The sequence below is a fragment of the Streptomyces sp. NPDC020807 genome (assembly GCF_040641575.1).
Taxonomy (GTDB): Bacteria; Actinomycetota; Actinomycetes; order Streptomycetales; family Streptomycetaceae; genus Streptomyces.
Genome location: NZ_JBFADU010000010.1, coordinates 15,931 through 35,858, shown reverse-complemented (window position 1 = coordinate 35,858; position 19,928 = coordinate 15,931). Strand labels below are relative to the sequence as shown.

16 protein-coding genes are annotated in these 19,928 nt (G+C 71.5%); 4 read left to right on the top strand and 12 right to left on the bottom strand.

The window, feature by feature from the left end; translation table 11 throughout:
• Positions 1 to 53: 53 nt before the first annotated feature.
• Together AB0G79_RS17290 and AB0G79_RS17285 are read left to right on the top strand one after the other, a co-directional pair.
• Positions 54 to 494 (top strand): Rieske (2Fe-2S) protein, encoded by a 441-nt coding sequence (locus tag AB0G79_RS17290; RefSeq protein WP_360807131.1) that lies wholly within the window; start codon positions 54 to 56, stop codon positions 492 to 494.
• 10 nt (positions 495 to 504) lie between these two features.
• Entirely contained in the window at positions 505 to 1,188 is a 684-nt protein-coding gene (locus tag AB0G79_RS17285; RefSeq protein WP_360807129.1) for a nucleotidyltransferase domain-containing protein, read from the top strand.
• A gap of 3 nt (positions 1,189 to 1,191) precedes the next feature.
• On the opposite strand, the gene AB0G79_RS17280 is transcribed toward AB0G79_RS17285, so the two are convergent.
• The 10 genes from AB0G79_RS17280 to AB0G79_RS17235 form a co-directional block, all read right to left on the bottom strand.
• Positions 1,192 to 2,223 (bottom strand): ADP-ribosylglycohydrolase family protein, encoded by a 1,032-nt coding sequence (locus AB0G79_RS17280; protein WP_360807127.1) that lies wholly within the window; start codon positions 2,221 to 2,223, stop codon positions 1,192 to 1,194.
• A 105-nt stretch (positions 2,224 to 2,328) separates the two neighbouring features.
• The gene (locus AB0G79_RS17275) at positions 2,329 to 3,591 is read right to left on the bottom strand and encodes a pseudouridine synthase (protein ID WP_360807125.1); all 1,263 of its coding nucleotides are present in this window, start codon (positions 3,589 to 3,591) and stop codon (positions 2,329 to 2,331) included.
• On the bottom strand, positions 3,591 to 4,148 hold the full coding sequence (gene scpB / locus AB0G79_RS17270) for an SMC-Scp complex subunit ScpB (RefSeq protein ID WP_360807413.1): 558 nt from the start codon (positions 4,146 to 4,148) through the stop codon (positions 3,591 to 3,593). Before scpB ends, AB0G79_RS17275 begins: the two co-directional genes overlap by 1 nt.
• A 32-nt stretch (positions 4,149 to 4,180) precedes the next feature.
• The gene (locus AB0G79_RS17265; protein WP_360807123.1) at positions 4,181 to 5,068 is read right to left on the bottom strand and encodes a segregation/condensation protein A; all 888 of its coding nucleotides are present in this window, start codon (positions 5,066 to 5,068) and stop codon (positions 4,181 to 4,183) included.
• 45 nt (positions 5,069 to 5,113) lie between these two features.
• Complete coding sequence (locus tag AB0G79_RS17260) at positions 5,114 to 5,614, bottom strand: hypothetical protein (protein WP_360807121.1); 501 nt, start codon at positions 5,612 to 5,614, stop codon at positions 5,114 to 5,116.
• A complete protein-coding gene (locus AB0G79_RS17255) occupies positions 5,599 to 6,624 on the bottom strand; it encodes a ParA family protein (RefSeq protein WP_037637819.1) in 1,026 nt (341 codons plus the stop codon). Before AB0G79_RS17255 ends, AB0G79_RS17260 begins: the two co-directional genes overlap by 16 nt.
• A 378-nt stretch (positions 6,625 to 7,002) precedes the next feature.
• Entirely contained in the window at positions 7,003 to 8,118 is a 1,116-nt protein-coding gene (gene ald, locus AB0G79_RS17250) for an alanine dehydrogenase (protein WP_360807119.1), read from the bottom strand.
• Between the two features lie 147 nt (positions 8,119 to 8,265).
• Entirely contained in the window at positions 8,266 to 10,251 is a 1,986-nt protein-coding gene (locus AB0G79_RS17245) for an AAA family ATPase (protein ID WP_360807117.1), read from the bottom strand.
• A gap of 153 nt (positions 10,252 to 10,404) precedes the next feature.
• A complete protein-coding gene (locus tag AB0G79_RS17240; RefSeq protein WP_360807115.1) occupies positions 10,405 to 11,031 on the bottom strand; it encodes an NUDIX hydrolase in 627 nt (208 codons plus the stop codon).
• Positions 11,032 to 11,125: 94 nt separating this feature from the next.
• Positions 11,126 to 12,775 carry a CTP synthase gene (locus AB0G79_RS17235; protein ID WP_360807411.1) on the bottom strand — a complete coding sequence of 550 codons (1,650 nt, stop codon included), beginning with the start codon at positions 12,773 to 12,775 and terminating at the stop codon, positions 11,126 to 11,128.
• Positions 12,776 to 13,315: 540 nt separating this feature from the next.
• On the opposite strand from AB0G79_RS17235, the gene AB0G79_RS17230 reads away from it, so the two are divergent.
• On the top strand, positions 13,316 to 15,118 hold the full coding sequence (locus AB0G79_RS17230) for a glycoside hydrolase family 15 protein (RefSeq protein WP_360807113.1): 1,803 nt from the start codon (positions 13,316 to 13,318) through the stop codon (positions 15,116 to 15,118).
• An 83-nt stretch (positions 15,119 to 15,201) separates the two neighbouring features.
• Positions 15,202 to 16,584 (top strand): FAD-binding oxidoreductase, encoded by a 1,383-nt coding sequence (locus tag AB0G79_RS17225; RefSeq protein WP_360807111.1) that lies wholly within the window; start codon positions 15,202 to 15,204, stop codon positions 16,582 to 16,584.
• Positions 16,585 to 16,599: 15 nt separating this feature from the next.
• Here AB0G79_RS17225 and AB0G79_RS17220 read toward each other — a convergent pair whose 3' ends face one another.
• The gene (locus AB0G79_RS17220; protein ID WP_360807109.1) at positions 16,600 to 18,252 is read right to left on the bottom strand and encodes an NAD(P)/FAD-dependent oxidoreductase; all 1,653 of its coding nucleotides are present in this window, start codon (positions 18,250 to 18,252) and stop codon (positions 16,600 to 16,602) included.
• Positions 18,253 to 18,316: 64 nt separating this feature from the next.
• Positions 18,317 to 19,867, bottom strand: coding sequence for an APC family permease (locus AB0G79_RS17215; RefSeq protein WP_360807107.1), 1,551 nt, complete (start codon positions 19,865 to 19,867; stop codon positions 18,317 to 18,319).
• Positions 19,868 to 19,928: the final 61 nt, after the last annotated feature.

Here is a 19,928-nt window from a genome sequence, read left to right as displayed (position 1 = left end):
TACGCGCGGGCGTGTTGCGGGATCTCCGCCCCGGGCGCCGCCAAGCTGGCGCCATGACTTCCCGCGCCATGCCCCCGCGCCGTACCGTCACCGCCCTGTTCGCCACCGCGGCCCTCACGGCGGGCTGCGGCTCGGGCGGCGGGGAGGGAAGCGACGGCGGTACGGGCACCGAGGAGCCCGCGAGCGCGGCGCCGAGCGGCGCCGACGGGGCCCCGCTCGCGAAGACCTCGGAGATCCCGGTCGGCGGCGGCAAGGTCTTCGCCGACCGGAAGATCGTGGTCACCCAGCCCACCGAGGGCGACTTCCGGGCCTTCTCAGCGGTCTGCACCCATCAGGGCTGCCTGGTGAACAAGGTCGCGGACGGCACCATCGACTGCCCCTGCCACGGCTCCAGGTACCGGGTCGCCGACGGCTCGGTGGCGGCGGGTCCGGCTCCCCGCCCGCTCCCCGAGGAGCCGATTATTGTGTCGGACGAAACGATCACCCTGGCATAGCCTGCCGCGCATGACTCCCGAAGAGCTGGTGCGCGACCACACGATCTACTCCTGCGTCATGGGTTCGCGCGCCTTCGGTCTCGCGACCGAGGACAGCGACACGGACGTACGGGGGGTCTACCTCGCGCCCACGCCGCTGTTCTGGCGCTTCGAGAAGCCCCCGGCCCATGTCGAGGGCCCGGCCGACGAGCAGTTCAGCTGGGAGCTGGAACGCTTCTGCGAACTGGCCCTGCGCAACAACCCGAACGTCCTGGAGTGCCTCCACTCCCCCCTCGTCGAGCAGGTCGACGACACGGGCCGCGAACTCCTCGCCCTCCGCGACGCCTTCCTCTCCCGCCAGGCCCACCAGACCTTCGTCCGGTACGCCGGCGGGCAGCGCCGCAAGCTGGAGGCGGACGTCCGCCAGTACGGGCATCCGCGCTGGAAGCACGCGATGCACCTGCTGCGGCTCCTGACGAGCTGCCGCGACCTGCTGCGCACGGGCGAGCTCCGGGTCGACGTCGGCGAGGAGCGCGAGCGCCTCCTCGCGGTGAAGCGCGGCGAGGTCGCGTGGTCCGGGGTCGAGTCCTGGATGAACCGCCTCCAGGACGAGGCCGACCGGGCCCACGACACGAGCCCGCTCCCGGCAGCCCCGGACCACGCGCGCGTGCAGGACTTCCTGGTCCGTACGCGCCGCGCGTCCGCCCTCGCCTGAGGGTCACGCGTCCCAGAGCGCCCCGAAGGTCACCAGCTCGGACCGGTACTCGACGACGTCCGCCCACTCGGAGGGCCAGGCGGCCGCGCCCAGGTGGCCCCCGGCGAACGCGCCCGCGAGGGCCGCGATCGAGTCGGAGTCGCCCCGCGTGCAGGCGGCCCGGCGGAGCGCGGTGAGCGGCTCGTCGGGGAAGAGCAGGAAGCAGAGGAGACCGGTCGCGAGGGCCTCCTCGGCGATCCAGCCGTCGCCGGTGTACTCGCACGGGTCGAGCTCCGGGTCGGCCGTGCGCTGGACGGCGTCGAGCCGCTCCAGGACGGCCAGGCACTCGTCCCAGCCCCGCCGGACGAAGGACAGGGCGCTCGGGTCCTGGGAGCGGGTCCAGAGGTCGCCGAGCCAGTGCTCGTGGTACACGTCGCGGTTCTCGTACGCGTACGAGCGCAGCTGTCCGACGAGCCCGGCCGGGTCCACGCCCTGGGCGAGGAGGTACACGGCCCGCGCGGTGAGGTCGGAGGCGGCGAGGGCGGTGGGGTGGCCGTGGGTCAGCGCCGACTGGAGCTGCGCGGCACCGGCCCGCTGCTCCTCGCTCAGTCCGGGGACGAGGCCGATGGGCGCGACCCGCATGTTGGCGCCGCAGCCCTTGGAGTGGATCTGGCTGGCGTCCTGCCAGGGCCGGTCGCCGTCGAGGAGCATGCAGGCGCGCAGGCAGGTGTTGCCGGGGGCGCGGTTGTTCTCCGGGGAGTGGTACCAGTCGACGAACTCGTCGCGGACGGGCCGGGCGAGGCGCAGCGGGGCGAGGACGCCCCGGTCCATGGCGGTGCGGATGCCCCGGGCGAAGGCGAGGGTCATCTGGGTGTCGTCGGTGACGTACGCCTTCTTGTTCTTGACGGGCAGGGCCATCTCCCGCCAGGGTCCGCACTTCGCGAGGATCGCCGGGACGTCGTTGAACTCGGTGGGGAACCCGAGGGCGTCGCCGAGCGCGAGCCCGATCAGGGCCCCGGTCGCGGCCTGCTTGGTCGCGGTGCGTGCGAGGTTCATGCGGGGCCGCCCTTCCGGTCGCCAAAGGGGCCCACCCCCCTTAGCGTCAGTTTGACTCTAAGGGGGGTGGGCCCGAACCGCAAGGAGGTTGCGGGGAGGCGGGAACTACATCCCGACTTCCTTCATCAGCATGCCGACCTCGGTGTTGGTCAGGCGGCGCAGCCAGCCCGACTTCTGGTCGCCCAGGCCGATCGGGCCGAAGGCCGTGCGGACCAGCTTGTCGACCGGGAAGCCGGCCTCGGCCAGCATCCGGCGGACGATGTGCTTGCGGCCCTCGTGGAGGGTGACCTCGACGAGGTAGTTCTTGCCGGTCTGCTCGACGACGCGGAAGTGGTCGGCGCGGGCGTACCCGTCCTCCAGCTCGATGCCGTCCTTGAGGCGGCGGCCGACCTCGCGGGGCAGCGGGCCGGTGATGGCGGCGAGGTAGGTCTTCTTCACGCCGTACTTGGGGTGCGTGAGGCGGTGGGCCAGCTCGCCGTGGTTGGTGAGCAGGATGATGCCCTCGGTCTCCGTGTCGAGACGGCCGACGTGGAAGAGCCGGGTCTCGCGGTTGGTGACGTAGTCGCCGAGGCACTGGCGGCCGTCCGGGTCCTCCATGGTGGAGACGACGCCGGCCGGCTTGTTCAGCGCGAAGAACAGGTACGACTGGGTGGCGACGGTGAGGCCGTCCACCTTGATCTCGTCCTTCTCCGGGTCGACGCGCATGCCCTGTTCCATGACGATCTCGCCGTTGACCTCGACGCGCGCCTGCTCGATCAGCTCCTCGCAGGTGCGGCGCGAGCCCATGCCGGCGCGGGCGAGGACCTTCTGCAGGCGCTCGCCCTCCTGCTCGGCGCCGGGGAAGGTCTTGGGGAGCTTGATCTCGGGCTTGCCGGCGTACCGCTCCCGGTTCCGCTCCTCCGTACGGGCGTCGTACTCGCGCGAGCGGGCCGGGGCCGTGCGGCCGCCGCCGCGCTGCGGGGACTGCCGGGGGCCGCCCTTGGCGCCACCGCGCGCCGAGGCGCCGCGGCCGCTCTTGGGGCCCTGCGAGGAGCCGCCGGGGCTGTAGCGCTCGTCGTAGGTACGCTCCTCCGGGCGCGCGTTGCGCGAGCCGGCGCCGGTCGGCCGGCCGCCGCCCTGCGCGGGGCGCCCGCTGCCCTGACCGGGACGGCCGCCGCCGCCCTGGCCCGGACGGCCGCCACCCTGACCGGGACGGCCGCCGCCCTGGCGGTCGTCGCGGCCGTTGCCGGCGCCGCGGTAGTTCCCGCGCCCGCCGCCACCGCCGCTGTTGCCACGGCCTCCGCCGCTGCTGCCGCCGCGGCCGCCGCTGTTGCCACCACGGCTCCCGCCGTTGTTTCCGCTGCTGTTCCTGCCGCTGCTGCTTCGCATCACATTTCCGTCTTGTCGTCTACGTCTGCGTCCGGATCGAACGACGGTACGCCTTCGAGGGAGTCCGGCTCGACCGCCTCCGCCTCGGGGAGGAAGGGCGCGAGCTCGGGGAGTTCGTCCAGGCCTCGCAGGCCCATCCGCTCCAGGAAGTAGTTCGTCGTCCTGTACAGGATCGCACCTGTTTCGGGTTCCGCGCCCGCCTCCTCCACCAGACCCCGCTGGAGGAGGGTCCGCATGACGCCGTCGCAGTTGACTCCGCGGACCGCCGAGACGCGGGAACGGCTGACGGGCTGGCGGTACGCGACGACGGCGAGGGTCTCCAGGGCCGCCTGGGTGAGACGGGCGTGCTGGCCCTCCAGGACGAAGGCCTCGACGGCCGCCGCGTGGGCGGGGCGGGTGTAGTAGCGCCAGCCCCCGGCGACGTACCGCAGCTCGAAGCCGCGGTTCTGGGCGGTGTACTCGTCGGCGAGCTCGCGCAGGGCGTCGGAGACCTCGTCGGGGGTGCGGTGGAGGACCTTGGCGAGGTCCTTCTCGGTGGCCGGCTCGTCGACGACCATGAGGACGGCTTCGAGGGCGGGCTTGAGGTCGCTCACGCTGCGGTGGCCTCCTGGTCGAATTCGTCGGTCACGGCGCCGGAGGGGTCGGTCTCGCCGCCGGTCCAGGAGACCGTGAGGTCCTCCAGGGCGGTCTCCTGGTCGAGGGCGACGGCCCGCTCCCGGTAGAGCTCCAGGAGGGCGAGGAAGCGGGCGACGACGGTGAGGGTGTCCCCGGCGTCCTCGATCAGCTCGCGGAAGACGGCCGTGCCGCGCTCGCGGAGCAGCGCGACGACCACGGAGGCCTGCTCGCGGACGCTGACGAGCGGGGCGTGGATGTGGTCGACGTAGACCTCGGGCGCGGGCCGGGGCTGCATGGCCTTGGCGGCGAGCTTCGCGAAGCCCTCCAGGCCGATGGAGATGACGACCTCGGGGAGGAGGGCCGCGTGGTGCGGTTCGAGGCCGACGGTACGGGGACGGCGGCGGGCCTCGCCGTCCCAGCGGTCGTCCAGGATCTCCGCGATCCGCTTGTAGGCGCGGTACTGGAGGAGGCGGGCGAAGAGGAGGTCGCGGGCCTCCAGGAGGGCGAGGTCGGCCTCGTCCTCCACGTCGGCCACCGGCAGCAGGCGGGCGGCCTTGAGGTCGAGCAGGGTGGCGGCGACGACGAGGAACTCGGTGGTCTGGTCGAGGTCGCCGTCGGGGCCCAGGGCGCGGAGGTGCGCCATGAACTCGTCGGTGACCTGGGAGAGGGCGACCTCGGTCACGTCCAGCTTGTGCTTGGTGATCAGCTGGAGGAGCAGGTCGAAGGGGCCCTCGAAGTTCGCGAGCCGGACGGTGAACCGCTCGTCGGCGGCGGGGGGCACGGCCCCCGGCGTCTCGCCCGGGCCGCTGCCCAGGGGGCGGCGGCCCGGCGGGCGGGACGTTTCGTCAGAGGCGTGGTGCATGGATGTCCAGGTGGTACGGGGAGCGCGGCAGCCCGCAGGCTACCGTCAGCGGCCGCGCAGACGGCGGACGAGGATACTCGCGTCGCCCCGGGACTCCAGGTCCGCGAGGACGACGGCGACCGCCTCCCGGACGATCCGGCCGCGGTCGACGGCGAGCCCGTGCTCGCCGCGGAGCACGAGCCGGGCGTGCTCCAGGTCCATGAGCTCCTCGGCGGAGACGTAGACCGTGATCTTCTCGTCGTGGCGCTCGCGGCCGCTGGGCCGCCTGCTCGGGGTCCGGCCGCCGCGCCGCCGGGTGCCCGGGGCGGGGACCGCCGCAGCGGGCGCGGCCTTGGGGGCGGGGCCTTCCGGCTCCGCCGTCCGGGCGCGCGGCTCGGCCGCCTCGGAGTCCGCAGCCGTGTGCTCCGCGGGTCCCTCGGCCGCCGCCGTGTCGCTCTCGCCCGCCGGGGCCGGGACGGCCCGGCGGGGTGAGGACGACTGGAGCGCCATCCCCCCGGTCGTACGGAAGAGTTCGTCGGCGCCGGGCAGACTCACTCGGCGTGACACCGGGCGAGCACCTCCCTGGCGAGCTGGCGGTACGCGGCGGCGCCCACGGAGTTGGAGGCGTAGGTGGTGATGGGCTCGCCGGCGACCGTGGTCTCCGGGAAGCGCACGGTCCGCCCGATGACCGTGTGGTAGACGTGGTCGTCGAAGGCCTCGACGACGCGCGCCAGGACCTCACGGCTGTGCACCGTCCGGGAGTCGTACATCGTGGCGAGGATGCCGTCGAGTTCGAGCTCGGGGTTGAGCCGCTCCTGGACCTTCTCGATGGTCTCGGTCAGCAGGGCCACGCCGCGGAGGGCGAAGAACTCGCATTCCAGCGGCACGATGACCTTGTGAGCCGCCGTCAGGGCGTTCACGGTCAGCAGGCCGAGCGAGGGCTGACAGTCGATCACGATGTAGTCGTAGTCGTTCATCAGCGGCTTGAGGGCACGCTGGAGCGTCGACTCGCGGGCGACCTCGCTGACCAGCTGGACTTCGGCGGCCGAGAGGTCGATGTTGCTCGGCAGCAGGTCCATGTTGGGGACGGCGGTCTTCAGGAGGACCTCGTCGGCCGACATGCCCCGCTCCATGAGCAGGTTGTAGACGGTGAGGTCGAGCTCCATCGGGTTCACGCCGAGGCCGACCGACAGGGCTCCCTGCGGGTCGAAGTCGACGAGCAGCACCCGTCGGCCGTACTCGGCGAGCGCGGCACCCAGGTTGATGGTCGACGTGGTCTTGCCGACGCCGCCCTTCTGGTTGCACATCGCGATGATCTTCGCGGGTCCGTGGTCGGTCAGCGGACCCGGGATCGGGAAGTACGGCAGCGGCCGTCCGGTGGGGCCGATCCGCTCGCGGCGCTGGCGGGCAGCGTCGGGTGCGAGGGTGGCCGCGTACTCCGGGTCGGGCTCGTACTCGGCGTCGGGGTCGTAGAAGTGCCCCTCGGGCACCTCGTCAAAGGCGGCGAAGTGGGTGGACTCTCGGCCCATCTCGTTGCCGGCCGTGGCGTTCACGTGTAGGCCGTCCATCGTCTTCATCGTGTGGGCACCTGGCGCGCGGCTCCCGGGAGTAATTGTCGACTCATTCACAAGTCGTCTTACCTCCTTGGATGTCACCAGGAACATTTATCGATAGGTCAGCGTGGCACCATGCCGACGGTTGGCGACTCTATGGCGTGTCACCGGTCCGCAGCAACACAATCCGCCGGACCCGGCCCGATGTGTCGGCAACCGAACACCCCTCTGTCAAGGGTGCGCGGGCATGCATCCGTACGTTTCAGGGGTGCGCGAAACGGTTAAACAGTTACGTTCGAGGCGAGTTGGCCGAACGTTTTGGCGTGGCCGGAGACACAGCCGGCCGGACCTTGTCGAACAAGGTCCGGCCGGGTGTGTGGCATTGACGACTCGCGTTGACGGTCAGCCGAGGAGGGTGCTCAGCTCGACGTGCTCGAGACCGTGGGCCTCGGCGACCTCCTTGTAAACGACCTTGCCGTCATGGGTGTTGAGGCCCAGGGCGAGCGCGGAGTCGCGGCGCAGCGCCTCGACCCAGCCGTTGTTCGCCAGCGACACGATGTAGGGCAGCGTGGCGTTGGTGAGGGCGTAGGTGGAGGTGTTCGGAACCGCGCCCGGCATGTTGGCGACGCAGTAGAAGACCGAGTTGTGGACCTGGAAGGTCGGCTCGGCGTGGGTGGTCGGGTGCGAGTCCTCGAAGCAGCCGCCCTGGTCGATCGCGATGTCGACAAGGACACTTCCGGGCTTCATCTTGGCGACGAGCTCGTTGGTGACCAGCTTCGGGGCCTTGGCGCCCGGGATGAGGACGGCGCCGATGACGAGGTCGGCCTCGACGACGGCCTTCTCGAGCTCGAAGGCGTTGGAGACGACCGTCTGCACCTTGGTGCCGAAGATCTTGTCGGCCTCGCGGAGCTTGTTGATGTCACGGTCGAGCAGGGTCACGTGGAAGCCCATGCCGACGGCGATCTGCACGGCGTTCCAGCCGGAGACGCCACCGCCGATGACGACGGCCTTGCCGGCGTGGGTGCCCGGGACGCCACCGGGGAGGACGCCGCGGCCGCCGGCCGAGCGCATCAGGTGGTAGGCGCCGACCTGCGGGGCCAGGCGGCCCGCGACCTCGGACATCGGGGCGAGGAGCGGGAGCGCGCGGTTGGCGGTCTCGACCGTCTCGTACGCGATGGCGGTGGTGCCGGACTCGAGCAGCGCGTCCGTGCACTCGCGGGAGGCGGCGAGGTGCAGGTAGGTGAAGAGGGTCTGGTCCTTGCGGAGGCGGTGGTACTCCTCCGCGATGGGCTCCTTGACCTTGAGCAGCAGGTCGGCGGTGGCCCAGACCTCGTCGGCGGTGGCGAGGATCTCGGCGCCGGCGGCGACGTACTCGGCGTCCGTGATCGAGGAGCCGACACCGGCGTTCTGCTCGATGAAGACCTGGTGGCCGTTGCGGACGAGCTCGTGGACACCAGCAGGGGTGATGGCCACGCGGAACTCGTTGTTCTTGACCTCGCGGGGGATGCCGACCTTCATCGTCGATCACGGTCCTTGAATCTGGGGGGACAACTGGGGTACTGCGATACATACCCGGATGCACTGCGGCGCACCGGGGCAGACCACGTTCGAACGCGGCGGACCCAGTTTAATGAAGGAGTTCCCGGTGTCTAGCCTTTCAAAGTACTAATCTTTCTCGAACCCACTGCGGATTTCGCAGGCTGTGGCGTCAGATTCCAGCAATCGTTCGGCAGCGACCCTGTGGAGCCGGGCCGCGGCGGGGTCGCCGAGCCTGTCCAGCGTGTCCGCGAGCCTCATCCGGAGCGCTGCCTGGAGCCGTACGTCCTCGGCCCTGCGGGCCCATTCCACCGCCTCCTCGCAGGTCCGCAGCGACTCCTCGGGACGGCCCGCGTACTCCTGCACGCGCGCCGCCTCGCTCAACGCCCGCGCGTATCCAGGGAGATCGGAGAGCCTGCGGTACCCGGCCGCGGCGGCCCGCCAGTGGCGCAGCGCCTCGCCGTACCGCCCGGCGTAGGTCTGCACGGCGCCGAGGCGGGCGTAGAGCCGGGCCTGGTCGGCGCGCTCGTCGCGGGCGAGGCGCTGCGCGAGCGCCCGCCCGTACCAGTCGCCGGCCCGCATCCAGTCTCCCAGCTCCTGGTACGCGCCACCTACGGATTCCATTGCGCGACCGGTGGCGTACGGATCATTTGCTTCTCTTCCGGCCTCCAAAGCCAACCGATATCGCAGCAATGCCTCCTTCGTCCGTCCGGTGCCCGCATCGAGATCGGCGAGGTTGAGGAGGGCCGCGGCCCGCTCCCGGTGCAGCCCGCGCCGCTCGGCCACGTCCAGGACGAGCCGGTGGAGGCCGTACAGCTCCGGTGCGGCGGCCTCGGCGCCGCGGTGGGCGGCGAGCGCGCGCACCAGGGAGGCGATGAGGCGGCGGGCCAGGGTGTCCAGCTCGCCGTCGGCGACGGCGATCCGGGCGGAGGCGAGCAGGACGGCCTGGCGAGACCGCAGCCACTCCGCGCCCGCCTCGGCGCCGGCGAAGCGCAGGGCGCGGGGCAGCCCGGCCAGCTTCCGGTGGGCGGCCGAGCCCTCGGGCTCGGTGACCGCACGGCACGACTGGAGGAGCCGTACGGTCCGCTCCAGCATCCGGGCCCGGGCGAGCTGCACCTCGGCGGGCCGGTCGCGCTCCTCCAGCTGGGCGCGGAGCAGGGGGACGAGGTGGCCGGGGACCTCGTACTGCCCGTCCTCGCCGGCGGAGACGAGCCCCATGGCGGCGAAGTCGGCGAGGGTGGTCGCCGCGGCGGAGACCGAGCAGCCGGCCAGGGCGGAGGCGGTGTGCGCGTCGGCGCGGCCGAGCGGGGCGAGGGAGAGGTAGCGCAGTATCCGGGCGGCGGTCCCCGGCAGGCCCTCGTGGGCGACGAGGAAGGCCCGGGTGAGCGGATCGCCGGTGAGCCCGCGCAGCTGCTTGGCGAGATCGGCGACGGAGGCCTTCGGCCGGGCGGCGAGCCAGCCGCCCGCGAGGACGACGGCCCCGGGCAGTCCGCCGCAGGCCTCGACGAGCGACTCGGCGGCCTGCGGGTCGACGGTGACGCGTACGGAGCCGGTGAAGCCGGTGAGCAGCTCGATGGCGGACTTGGGGTCGAGGCCGCCGAGCGTGCAGGGGCGGACGTCCGGAATGCCGGTGAGGGGCCCCGTGGAAACCCCGACCACGAGCACGCCGGGATCGTCCGGGATCAACGGGTCGGCCTGTTCGGCGTCGACGGCGTCGTCGAGGATCAGCACCGCCCGCCGTTCGGCGAGCGCGCCGCGCACGAGCTCGGTCAGCTCGTCCTCGGCGGCTCCGGGGGGTTCGGCGACCCCCAGCGCGGCGAGCAGCTCCTGCGCGACCCGGGCCGCGGGGACCGGCTCCCCGCCGGGCTCGCTCAGCCGGGCCCGGAACACCCCGTCGGGGTACCGGTCGGCGACGGCCGCGGCGAGCTCGTCGGCGAGCGCGGTACGGCCCGAGCCGGGCTTCCCCGCGACGAGCAGGACCCGGGCGCGGGGGGCCTTGCGGCCCGTGAGCGTGTCGAGGCCGGTGCGCTCGATGTCGGCGCGCAGGGCCTTCAACTCCCGCTGCCGGCCGAAGAACCGGCGACCCACGGCCGCCGCCACCGCCTGATCCGTCACGGGCCACGCTCCCGTCCACCTGCGCACGAGCCGATCCCGCGAGGATCTCCTCCCGGGCGTTCCCGAGCGTAGTTCAGCCCCCGCGCGCGCCCCGGCGGAGCACGACGGACACGTCCCCCGATCGGATCAGCCGATGGTCACACCACACACGCCCTAGGCCTCGAACGGGCGCGCCGGCCAGGGGGCCTGGGCCGGGCGGAGGGTGTCGAGGGCGTCGGCCGCCCGGGCCGCGGCGAGCGAGAGGACGCCGACCACCAGGCAGTTGTTGTGGAGCTCGCCGGCGAGGACCCCGCGGACGAGCTCCGCGAGCGGCACCCGCGCCAGCTCCATGTCCGCCTCCTCCTCGGCGACCTCGAACCGCTCCCCCTCCGCCTCCGCGAGGTCCCGCGCGAGGAAGATCCGCACGGCCTCGTCGCACCCGCCCGGCGTCGTGTAGACGTCCGTCAGCACCCGCCAGTCCTCCGCCTTGACGTGCGCCTCCTCGTACAGCTCCCGCTGCGCCGCGTGCAGCGGGTTCTCCCCGGGCACGTCGAGGAGGCCGGCCGGGATCTCCCAGAGCTTCTGCCGCACGGGGTGCCGGTACTGGCGCAGGACGACGACGCGGTCCTCCTCGTCGAGGGCGAGGACGGCGACCGACCCGGGGTGGACCTGGTAGTCGCGACGGTGGACGGAGCCGTCCGGCATCACGACGTCGTCCGTGCGGACGCTGGTCTTGTTGCCCTGGAAGGGGGTCGCGGTGGCGACGACCTGCCACTGCTCCGGGGTGTCCTGCACCTGCATCACTGTCCTCCGAACGTGACCTACGAAAACACACGAAAGCCGGGGTGCGCGTCCCGGTGAGGGACCCGTACCCCGGCTACGTTAACGCGCCGTGCTACTTGGCGGTCTTGCGCTCCACGGCCGCCTTGACCAGGCCCGCGAAGAGCGGGTGCGGGCGGGTCGGACGCGACTTGAGCTCCGGGTGCGCCTGGGTGGCGACCAGGTAGGGGTGGACCTCGCGCGGGTACTCGACGAACTCGACGAGCTTGTTGTCCGGGGAGGTGCCGGAGAAGACCAGACCGGCCTTCTTCTCCAGCTCGGCGCGGTAACCGTTGTTCACCTCGTAGCGGTGACGGTGGCGCTCCTCGACGTACGGCTCGTCGCCGTAGGCCTCGCGCACGACCGAGCCCTCGGCGAGCTTCGCCGGGTAGAGGCCGAGGCGCATCGTTCCGCCCAGGTCGCCGGCGCCCTCGACGTACGCGAGCTGCTCCTCCATCGTCGAGACGACGGGGTGCGCGGTCGCCGGGTCGAACTCGGTGGAGTTCGCCTCGGGGATGTCCGCCAGGTTCCGCGCGGCCTCGATGACGATGCACTGGAGGCCGAGGCAGATGCCGAGCAGCGGCACCTTCTTCTCGCGGGCGTACTGGATCGCGCCGATCTTGCCGTTCACGCCGCGGTCGCCGAAGCCACCGGGGATGAGGATCGCGTCGACGTCGCCGAGCTGCTTCTCCGCGCCGGCCGGCGTCTTGCAGTCGTCGGAGGTGACCCACTTGACCTTGACGCGGGCCTTGTTGGCGAAGCCGCCGGCGCGCATGGCCTCGGTGATCGACAGGTAGGCGTCGGGCAGGTCGATGTACTTGCCGACGAGCGCGACCGTGACCTCGTGGACGGGGTTGTGGACGCGGTCGAGGAGGTCCTCCCAGACGGTCCAGTCCACGTCGCGGAAGGGCAGGTCGAGCTTGCGGACGACGTAGGCGTCCAGGCCCTCGGTGTGCAGGACCTTCGGGATGTCGTAGATCGACTTGGCGTCGATCGCGGCGACGACCGCGGCCTCGTCGACGTCGCACATCAGGGAGATCTTGCGCTTGATGGCGGTCGGGACCTCGCGGTCGGCGCGCAGCACGATCGCGTCGGGCTGGATGCCGATGTTGCGGAGGGCGGCGACCGAGTGCTGGGTCGGCTTGGTCTTCAGCTCGCCGGAGGGGCCGATGTAGGGCAGCAGCGAGATGTGCACGACGAAGACGTTGTCGCGGCCGACCTCGTGGCGGACCTGGCGGACGGTCTCCAGGAACGGCAGCGACTCGATGTCGCCGACCGTGCCGCCGACCTCGGTGATGACGACGTCGACGTCGTCGGTCGCCATGCGGCGGATCCGGGACTTGATCTCGTTCGTGATGTGCGGGATGACCTGGACGGTGTCGCCGAGGTACTCGCCGCGCCGCTCCTTGGCGATGACCTGCGAGTAGACCTGGCCGGTGGTGACGTTGGCCGAGCCGTCGAGGTCGACGTCGAGGAAGCGCTCGTAGTGGCCGATGTCCAGGTCGGTCTCGGCGCCGTCGTTGGTGACGAACACCTCACCGTGCTGGAAGGGGTTCATCGTGCCCGGGTCGACGTTCAGGTACGGGTCGAGCTTCTGCATCGTGACCCGCAGACCGCGGGCCTTGAGGAGCGCACCCAGGCTGGAGGCGGTCAGGCCCTTGCCGAGGGAGGAGGCGACACCCCCGGTGACGAAGATGTGCTTGGTCGTCGTGGTGTTGGGCGGCATCGCCAAGAGGGGGCTCCCGTGGTCGCGTTTGGAGGTGCGTTCCGGCGTCCCCTCCGGAAGAATCGGGGGGTGCCGTCGCTGCGGTTTCGGGGTCCTCGGCTGTCGCCGTTTCCCACCGGTCCACGGGGTACCAGGGTATCAGCGACATCGGGAGGCCGCTTCCGGCCACGCGTGGCAGTCGGGTGGCCGCGGTCCGCGACACGCGCGGAGACCCGCGGGAACGCCCGCCTCCGACGGCTCGGCGACCGGACGAAATACGTTCGGAATATGTTCGGAGTATGTTCGGCGAAGTTCGGTTTTCACCGCCGAGAGCGTGTTCACCCGATCGGAGCAGCGCCGTTACCCGAGTGATCACCGGGTCACTAGGGTGCGTCGTATCCTGCTCGGACATTGCCCGCCGAGCCGGCCGGCCAGCGGCACCACCCCGCCCGTCAACCGGACCGCGAGCTCGGCGACGACCCCTTAGACCGCTGACATTCGGGTAACTGGAGCAAGCGCCCCGCTCGGGGCGGACGTGGCCGTTCGACTGGAGTGAAGCACGTGGCCGGGCGCATCGAGGATTACGCACTCATCGGAGACATGCAGACCGCCGCCCTGGTCTGCCGGGACGGCAGCGTGGACTGGCTGTGCCTCCCACGCTTCGACTCCCAGGCGGTCTTCGCGGGACTCCTCGGCACGGAGGACCACGGGTTCTGGCGGGTGGGCCCGGCCGGGCCCGGGGACACCGATCCGGCCCCCGCCGACCGCCGCCGCTACCGGGGCGACTCGCTGATCCTGGAGTCCGAGTGGGACACCCCGCGCGGCACGGTCCGCGTGACGGACTTCATGCCCCCGCGCGACGGCGCCCCGCAGCTGATCCGGATCGTGGAGGGCGTCTCGGGCCGGGTCCCGATGCGCTCCGCGCTGCGGATGCGGTTCAGCTACGGCCGGATCGTCCCCTGGGTCCACAAGGTCGGCGAGCGCACGGTCGCCGTCGCGGGACCGGACTCGGTGTGGCTCGACACGGACGCGGAGACGCACGGCGAGGACCTCACCACGTACTCCGAGTTCACCGTCTCCCCCGGTGACCGGGTCACCCTCACCCTCTCCTGGCAGCCCTCCCACAAGGAGGCGCCGCCGCTCCCCGACCCCGAGGGCTCCCTGGAGGCGACGGCCGAGTTCTGGCGCGAGTGGGTCGAGCACTGCACGTACCACGGCCCCTACCGGGAGGCCGTGATCCGCTCCCTGATCACCCTGAAGGCGCTGACGTACGCGCCGACCGGCGGGATCGTGGCCGCCCCGACGACCTCGCTGCCCGAGGAGATCGGCGGCGTACGGAACTGGGACTACCGCTACACCTGGCTGCGGGACGCGGCGATCACCCTCTCCTCGATGCTGCGCACCGGCTACCGCGAGGAGGCCCGCGCCTGGCGGGACTGGCTGCTCCGCGCGGTCGCGGGCGACCCGGAGAACCTCCAGATCATGTACGGCATCGCCGGCGAGCGCGAGCTCGGCGAGGCGGAGCTCGACTGGCTGCCCGGGTACGAGAACTCCGGCCCGGTCCGGGTGGGCAACGGCGCCGCCAACCAGCTCCAGCTGGACGTGTACGGCGAGGTCACCGAGGCCCTGCACCTCGCCCACATGACGGGCCTGTCCCGCAACGACTACGCCTCCCTGCTCCAGCTGAAGCTGATCAAGTACCTGGAGACCCACTGGGACCAGCCCGACGAGGGCATCTGGGAGGTCCGCGGCCCGCGCCGCCACTTCACCCACTCCAAGGTGATGGCCTGGGTGGCCGTCGACCGCACGATCAAGCTCATCGAGTCCGGCGACGCCGACGGCCCCCTGGAGCGCTGGCGCGAGCTGCGCGACGAGATCCACCGGGACGTCTGCGAGAAGGGCTACGACAAGGAGCGGAACACCTTCACGCAGTCGTACGGCTCCAAGGAGCTCGACGCCTCGCTGCTGCTGATCCCGCAGATGGGCTTCCTGCCGCCGGACGACAAGCGGGTCATCGGCACGATCGAGGCGATCCAGCGGGAGCTGTCCACGGAGGACGGCTTCGTGCTGCGCTACCCGACGGCCGGCGACGAGGCCGGCGTCGACGGCCTGGAGGGCGACGAGGGCGCGTTCCTCGCCTGCTCCTTCTGGCTCGCCGACGACCTGGCGATGATCGGCCGCGTCGACGAGGCCCGCACGCTCTTCGAGAAGCTGCTCTCGCTCCGCAACGACCTGGGCCTGCTCGCCGAGGAGTGGGACTCCCGCCTCCAGCGGCAGGTGGGCAACTTCCCGCAGGCGTTCAGCCACGTCCCCCTCATCGACACCGCCCTGCGCCTGACGGCAAGCGGGGCGTACGGCGGCTGAGGCGCCGCCCACGGGGCGCGGGGGGACGGGACCCGGACCTACGATGAGAGGGTCCCGTCCCCCGTACGGAAAGGGGGGCTCCCATGGCTCCCCAGGTCTCCGAAAGCGCTCTGGCCGGACTGGTCGACGACCTGGCCGGCGAGGTCCTCCTCCCCGGCGATCCCGGGTACGACGAAGCCCGTGCCGTGCACAACGGCATGATCGACCGCCGCCCGTCGGTGATCGCGCAGTGCGCCGGCCAGGACGACGTCTCCAACGCGGTCCGCTTCGGCCGGGAGACCGGGCTGCCGATCGCGGTGCGCGGCGGCGGCCACAGCGTCGCCGGGACCTCGGTGATCGACGGCGCCCTCGTCGTCGACCTCCGCCGGATGCACGGCGTCGTCGTGGACCCCGAGGCCATGACCGTACGCATCGAGGGCGGGGCGACCATGTCCCACCTGGACCGGGCGTGCCAGCCCTTCCACGTGGCGACCACCGGCGGCCGGGTCTCCACGACCGGGATCGGCGGGTTCGTGCTCGGCGGGGGTTCGGGCTGGCTGGAGCGGAAGTTCGGGCTCGCGAGCGACAACCTCCTGGCGGCCGACCTGATCACCGCGGAGGGCAAGCACGTCCACACGGACGCGGACGAGAACCCGGACCTCTTCTGGGCGCTGCACGGCGGCGGCGGGAACTTCGGGGTCGCGACCTCGCTGACGTTGCGGCTGCATCCGCTGCCCCGGATGAGCATGGTGATGCTGTTCTTCACCCCGGAGAAGGCGCCCGAGGTGGTCAGGATCTACCGTGACCTGATCGAGGCCGCGCCCGACGGGATCGGCGGCGGCGCCCTCTACCTGCCCGCGCCGCCGGAGCCGTTCATCCCCGAGGAGCTGGTCGGGAAGCTGCTCTGCGGCGTCCTGTTCACGTACGCGGGCCCGGTCTCCGAGGTGCGCGAGCTCACGGCGCCGCTGTTCCCGGTCGGCCCCGTGGTGGAGATGGTCACCGACATCCCGTACGCCGACCTGCAGTGCATGATCGACGACCCGCCCGGACTGCGGAACTACTGGTCGGCCGAGTACCTGAGGGAGTGCCCCGACGCCGTCGTGGACGTCTTCTGCGAGCGGGGCGCGCGGATCCCCGCGTCGACGGCGACCCAGCACGTGCTGTTCCCGATGGGCGGGGCCGTGGCCGCCGGGCCCTCCGTGTACCCGCAGCCGTGGCGCACCGCTCCGTGGGCGGTGCACCCGTTCGCGACCTGGGAGGACCCGGCGTACGACGACCGCGCGAGGCAGTGGGTGCACGACGTGCGGGAGGACGTACGGCCCTGGGCGCTCGACGCGACCTATCTGAACTTCGTCGGGGCCGAGGGCGAGCAGCGGATCGTCTCCTCCTTCGGTGAGGAGAACCACCGCCGGCTCGCCGCCGTGAAGGCCGCCTACGACCCCGACAACGTGTTCCGGTTCAACCAGAACATCGCTCCTGCCTCGTGAGCCGGCGCGCCGGGCTCACCGCAGGGCGGCGATCACCTCCTTGGCGGCCCGCTCGCCCTCGGTGGCCCCGCCCTCCATGAAGCCCTGGAAGTCGTACGAGCAGTGCTCGCCGCCGATGTGGACGTTGCCCTGGGCCTTGCCCTCGTACCCGGCGTAGCGGTGGAGGTAGCCGACGGGCCAACAGGAGTACGCCCCGAGGGCGTACGGGTTCTTGTGCCAGGCGGAGAGCTGGGCGCGGCCGTTGTACGCCTTGGAGGTGCCGGGGAAGAAGGCGTCGATGCCGGCCAGGTAGCGGGTGACGAGGGAGCGGACGTACGGGTCGGACTCGGTGGAGAACGGCCCGGCCGGGTTCAGGTTCTTGGCCAGGCTGCCGCCGCCGTACTGGATGAGGATGCCGCCCGTGCCGCCCTGGATCTTCGTGGTGTCCCAGGTCTGCTGCACCTCGGAGTCGGTGAAGCAGTCACCGGCGGAGACGCCGGGCCAGGCGCCGGTGCCGCGCCAGGGGCGGGTGCCGAACTGCATGTTGAGCTTGGTGCAGTAGCCCATGCGGGCGTCCCGCAGGAGGTTCTTCATGAGCGGGTCGAAGCCCGCGAGGGAGAGGTCGAGCTGCTTGAGGATCGGCAGCGGGAGGCAGAGGACCGTCTTGTCGGCGGTGACGGTACGGGTGGCGCCGGCCTCGGTGAAGGTCAGCGTCTGGGTGCCGTCCGCGTTGGCCCGTACGGCCGTCAGGGACCAGCCCTGGCGCAGGGTGCCGGCGGTCAGCGCGCCCGCTATGGCGTTGGGGAGCTGGTCGTTGCCGCCGACGATGTGGTAGCGCTCGTTGGACAGGCCCCAGATGTTGAAGTTGCCGGGATTGGTCTGGTAGCCCATGAGCAGGACGAGGGCGAGCGAGGACTGCTCGGTGGTGTCGGCGCCGTACTCGACGTTGTAGGCGACGTCGATGAACTTGCCGAGCGGGGAGGTGTGTCCGCCGGGGACGCGGCTCTCGATCCACTGGTGGATCGACATGTTGTCGAGGGCGGTGCCGGTGGGCGTCGTCTGGTTCCAGAACACCTCGCCGGCCTCGGAGAGGTCGCGGCGCAGGGCCTGGTAGACGGCGTTGAAGTCCTCGTCGGCCTGGTGGCGCGGGTAGTACGCGCCGTCGAACCAGAGGACCTCCTCGGCCCCGTTGGGGCCGCCGCCGAGGAAGTCCTCGACCTGGAGGTCGAAGCGGCGGCAGAGTTCCAGGATCTTCTTGTGGCTCGTGTCGATCAGCTCGCCGCCGATCTCCGAGGTCTGTCCGTACGCCCAGTGGCCGCGCTGCGTCCACATGCGGCCGCCGACCCGGGAGGGGTTGGCCTCGTACAGGGTCGGGCGCAGGCCCGCGTCCTGGAGCGTCAGGGCGGCGGTGAGGCCGGAGATGCCGGCGCCGACGACGGCGATCCGGGCGGTGCTGTTGATCGGCGGGTCGAGGGTGGCGGCGCGGGCGGGGACGGCCCCGCCCAGGGTGGCGGCTCCGCCGGCGCCGACGGCGACACCGGCGGCGGCCGCGTACTTGAGGAGCGAGCGGCGTCCGAGGGTGTCGGCCCTCATGCCGCGGAGTTCGTCCACGGGGATGTTCAGTCGTCGTGCGTCGGCGTGCTCGGCGGCGAGACGCTTCAGGAGGTGCATCGGGTTGGTGCGTGCCATGGGGCGCTCCTGCGAGGAAGAAGAAGACGAAAGAAAGTGGGGGGTGGGGAAACCCTTGGGGAGATCAGCTCTTCACGGCGGCGGTCGCGGCGTCGGCATCGGTGTCGGGGGTCGCGTCGGGGGCCCCGTCGGGGGTGTCCTCGGAGCGCTCGGCGGCGTCCTCCAGGACGATGCGGCCGATGATCTCGTAGCGCTCGGGCCGCTGGGCCTTGAGGTAGAAGCCGAGGCCGAGGCCGCCGAAGAAGACGAGTCCGACGATCCACGGGATCGCCTTGAAGAAGAAGGAGTCGGCGGCGGCGCCGGCCGCGGTCTCCATGTTGATCATCAGGAGGATCACGACGGCGACCATGCCGACGCCGCCGAGGAGCGGGGCGACGAGGGTCTTGAACCAGTGCCGGTCCTCGGGGTGGTTCTTGCGGAAGTAGCCGATGACGGCGAAGGAGCAGAGGGTCTGGACGATGAGGATCGCCATGGTGCCGAGGATCGCGAGCAGGGTGTACAGGTGGAGGTACGGGTCCTGGCCGGTGAGCCAGAAGGCCACGACGAGCCCGACCGCGATGACGCTCTGCACGTAGGAGGCGATGTACGGCGAGCCGTGCTTCGCGTGGGTGCGGCCGAGCGCCGGGTGGAGGAAGCCCTCGCGGCCGATGGCGTAGAGGTAGCGGGAGGCGCACTGGTGGAAGGCCATGCCGCAGGCGAAGGAGCCGGTGAGCAGCAGCCACTGGAAGGCGTCGACGGCCCAGGCGCCGATGAAGGACTGGGTCGGGGCGAAGAAGAGGTCGAGCGGGGAGCTGGAGGAGGACAGCTTCACGGACTCGTCGAGGCCGTTGCCGGCGATCGTCATCCAGGAGACGTAGATGTAGAAGAGGCCGACGCCGATGACGGAGATCAGCGTGGCGCGCGGGATGACCCGCTTCGGGTCGCGCGACTCCTCGCCGTACATGGCCGTCGACTCGAAGCCGACCCAGGACCAGAAGGCGAAGAAGAGACCGAGGCCCGCGGAGGTGCCGGTGAAGGCGTTCTTCGGGTTGATCGGCTCGGTCGGGATGCCGTCGGGGCCGCCCCCGGCGATCAGGACGGCGGTGGCGACCGCGAAGAGGACCGCGATCTCGGCGACGAGCATCACGCCGAGCGCCTTGGCGGTCAGGTTGATGTCGAAGTACGAGAGGACGGCCGTGACGGCCAGCATGACCGCCGCGTAGACCATCCAGTGCAGATCGACGCCGAGCTGGTCGACGACGGTCGTCTTGGCGAAGTACGCGAAGACGCCGACGATCGAGGCCTCGAAGACGATGTACGCGAGGACCGCGAGCATGCCGGAGGCCATGCCGGCGATGCGGCCGAGACCGTGTGAGATGAAGCCGTAGAACGCACCGGCGGCGGTGATCCGCTTCGCCATGGCGACGTAGCCGACCGAGAAGACCGTGAGGACGACCGTCGCGAAGAGGTAACCGGCGGGAGCGCCGACGCCGTTGCCGAAGCCGACGGCGATGGGGAGGTTGCCGGTCATCGCCGTGATCGGGGCCGCGGTGGCCACGGCCATGAAGACGACGCCGACGAGACCGACCGAGTTCGCCTTGAGTCGGTTGACCTCTGGGGTGGAGTTGGTTGCCATGGCGCAGGAGCATCCTCGCGTGTGACACAAGCCACAATCGACATGCGGTCAAACAATTCCG

Bases quoted from the DNA above. Each gene is read 5' to 3' on its own strand.
- AB0G79_RS17290 (WP_360807131.1), top strand. From the start codon at position 54: ATGACTTCCCGCGCCATGCCCCCGCGCCGTACCGTCACCGCCCTGTTC.
- AB0G79_RS17285 (WP_360807129.1), top strand. From the start codon at position 505: ATGACTCCCGAAGAGCTGGTGCGCGACCACACGATCTACTCCTGCGTC.
- AB0G79_RS17280 (WP_360807127.1), bottom strand. From the start codon at position 2,223: ATGAACCTCGCACGCACCGCGACCAAGCAGGCCGCGACCGGGGCCCTG.
- AB0G79_RS17275 (WP_360807125.1), bottom strand. From the start codon at position 3,591: ATGCGAAGCAGCAGCGGCAGGAACAGCAGCGGAAACAACGGCGGGAGC.
- scpB (WP_360807413.1), bottom strand. From the start codon at position 4,148: ATGGTCGTCGACGAGCCGGCCACCGAGAAGGACCTCGCCAAGGTCCTC.
- AB0G79_RS17265 (WP_360807123.1), bottom strand. From the start codon at position 5,068: ATGCACCACGCCTCTGACGAAACGTCCCGCCCGCCGGGCCGCCGCCCC.
- AB0G79_RS17255 (WP_037637819.1), bottom strand. From the start codon at position 6,624: ATGAAGACGATGGACGGCCTACACGTGAACGCCACGGCCGGCAACGAG.
- ald (WP_360807119.1), bottom strand. From the start codon at position 8,118: ATGAAGGTCGGCATCCCCCGCGAGGTCAAGAACAACGAGTTCCGCGTG.
- AB0G79_RS17240 (WP_360807115.1), bottom strand. From the start codon at position 11,031: ATGCAGGTGCAGGACACCCCGGAGCAGTGGCAGGTCGTCGCCACCGCG.
- AB0G79_RS17235 (WP_360807411.1), bottom strand. From the start codon at position 12,775: ATGCCGCCCAACACCACGACGACCAAGCACATCTTCGTCACCGGGGGT.
- AB0G79_RS17225 (WP_360807111.1), top strand. From the start codon at position 15,202: ATGGCTCCCCAGGTCTCCGAAAGCGCTCTGGCCGGACTGGTCGACGAC.
- AB0G79_RS17220 (WP_360807109.1), bottom strand. From the start codon at position 18,252: ATGGCACGCACCAACCCGATGCACCTCCTGAAGCGTCTCGCCGCCGAG.
- AB0G79_RS17215 (WP_360807107.1), bottom strand. From the start codon at position 19,867: ATGGCAACCAACTCCACCCCAGAGGTCAACCGACTCAAGGCGAACTCG.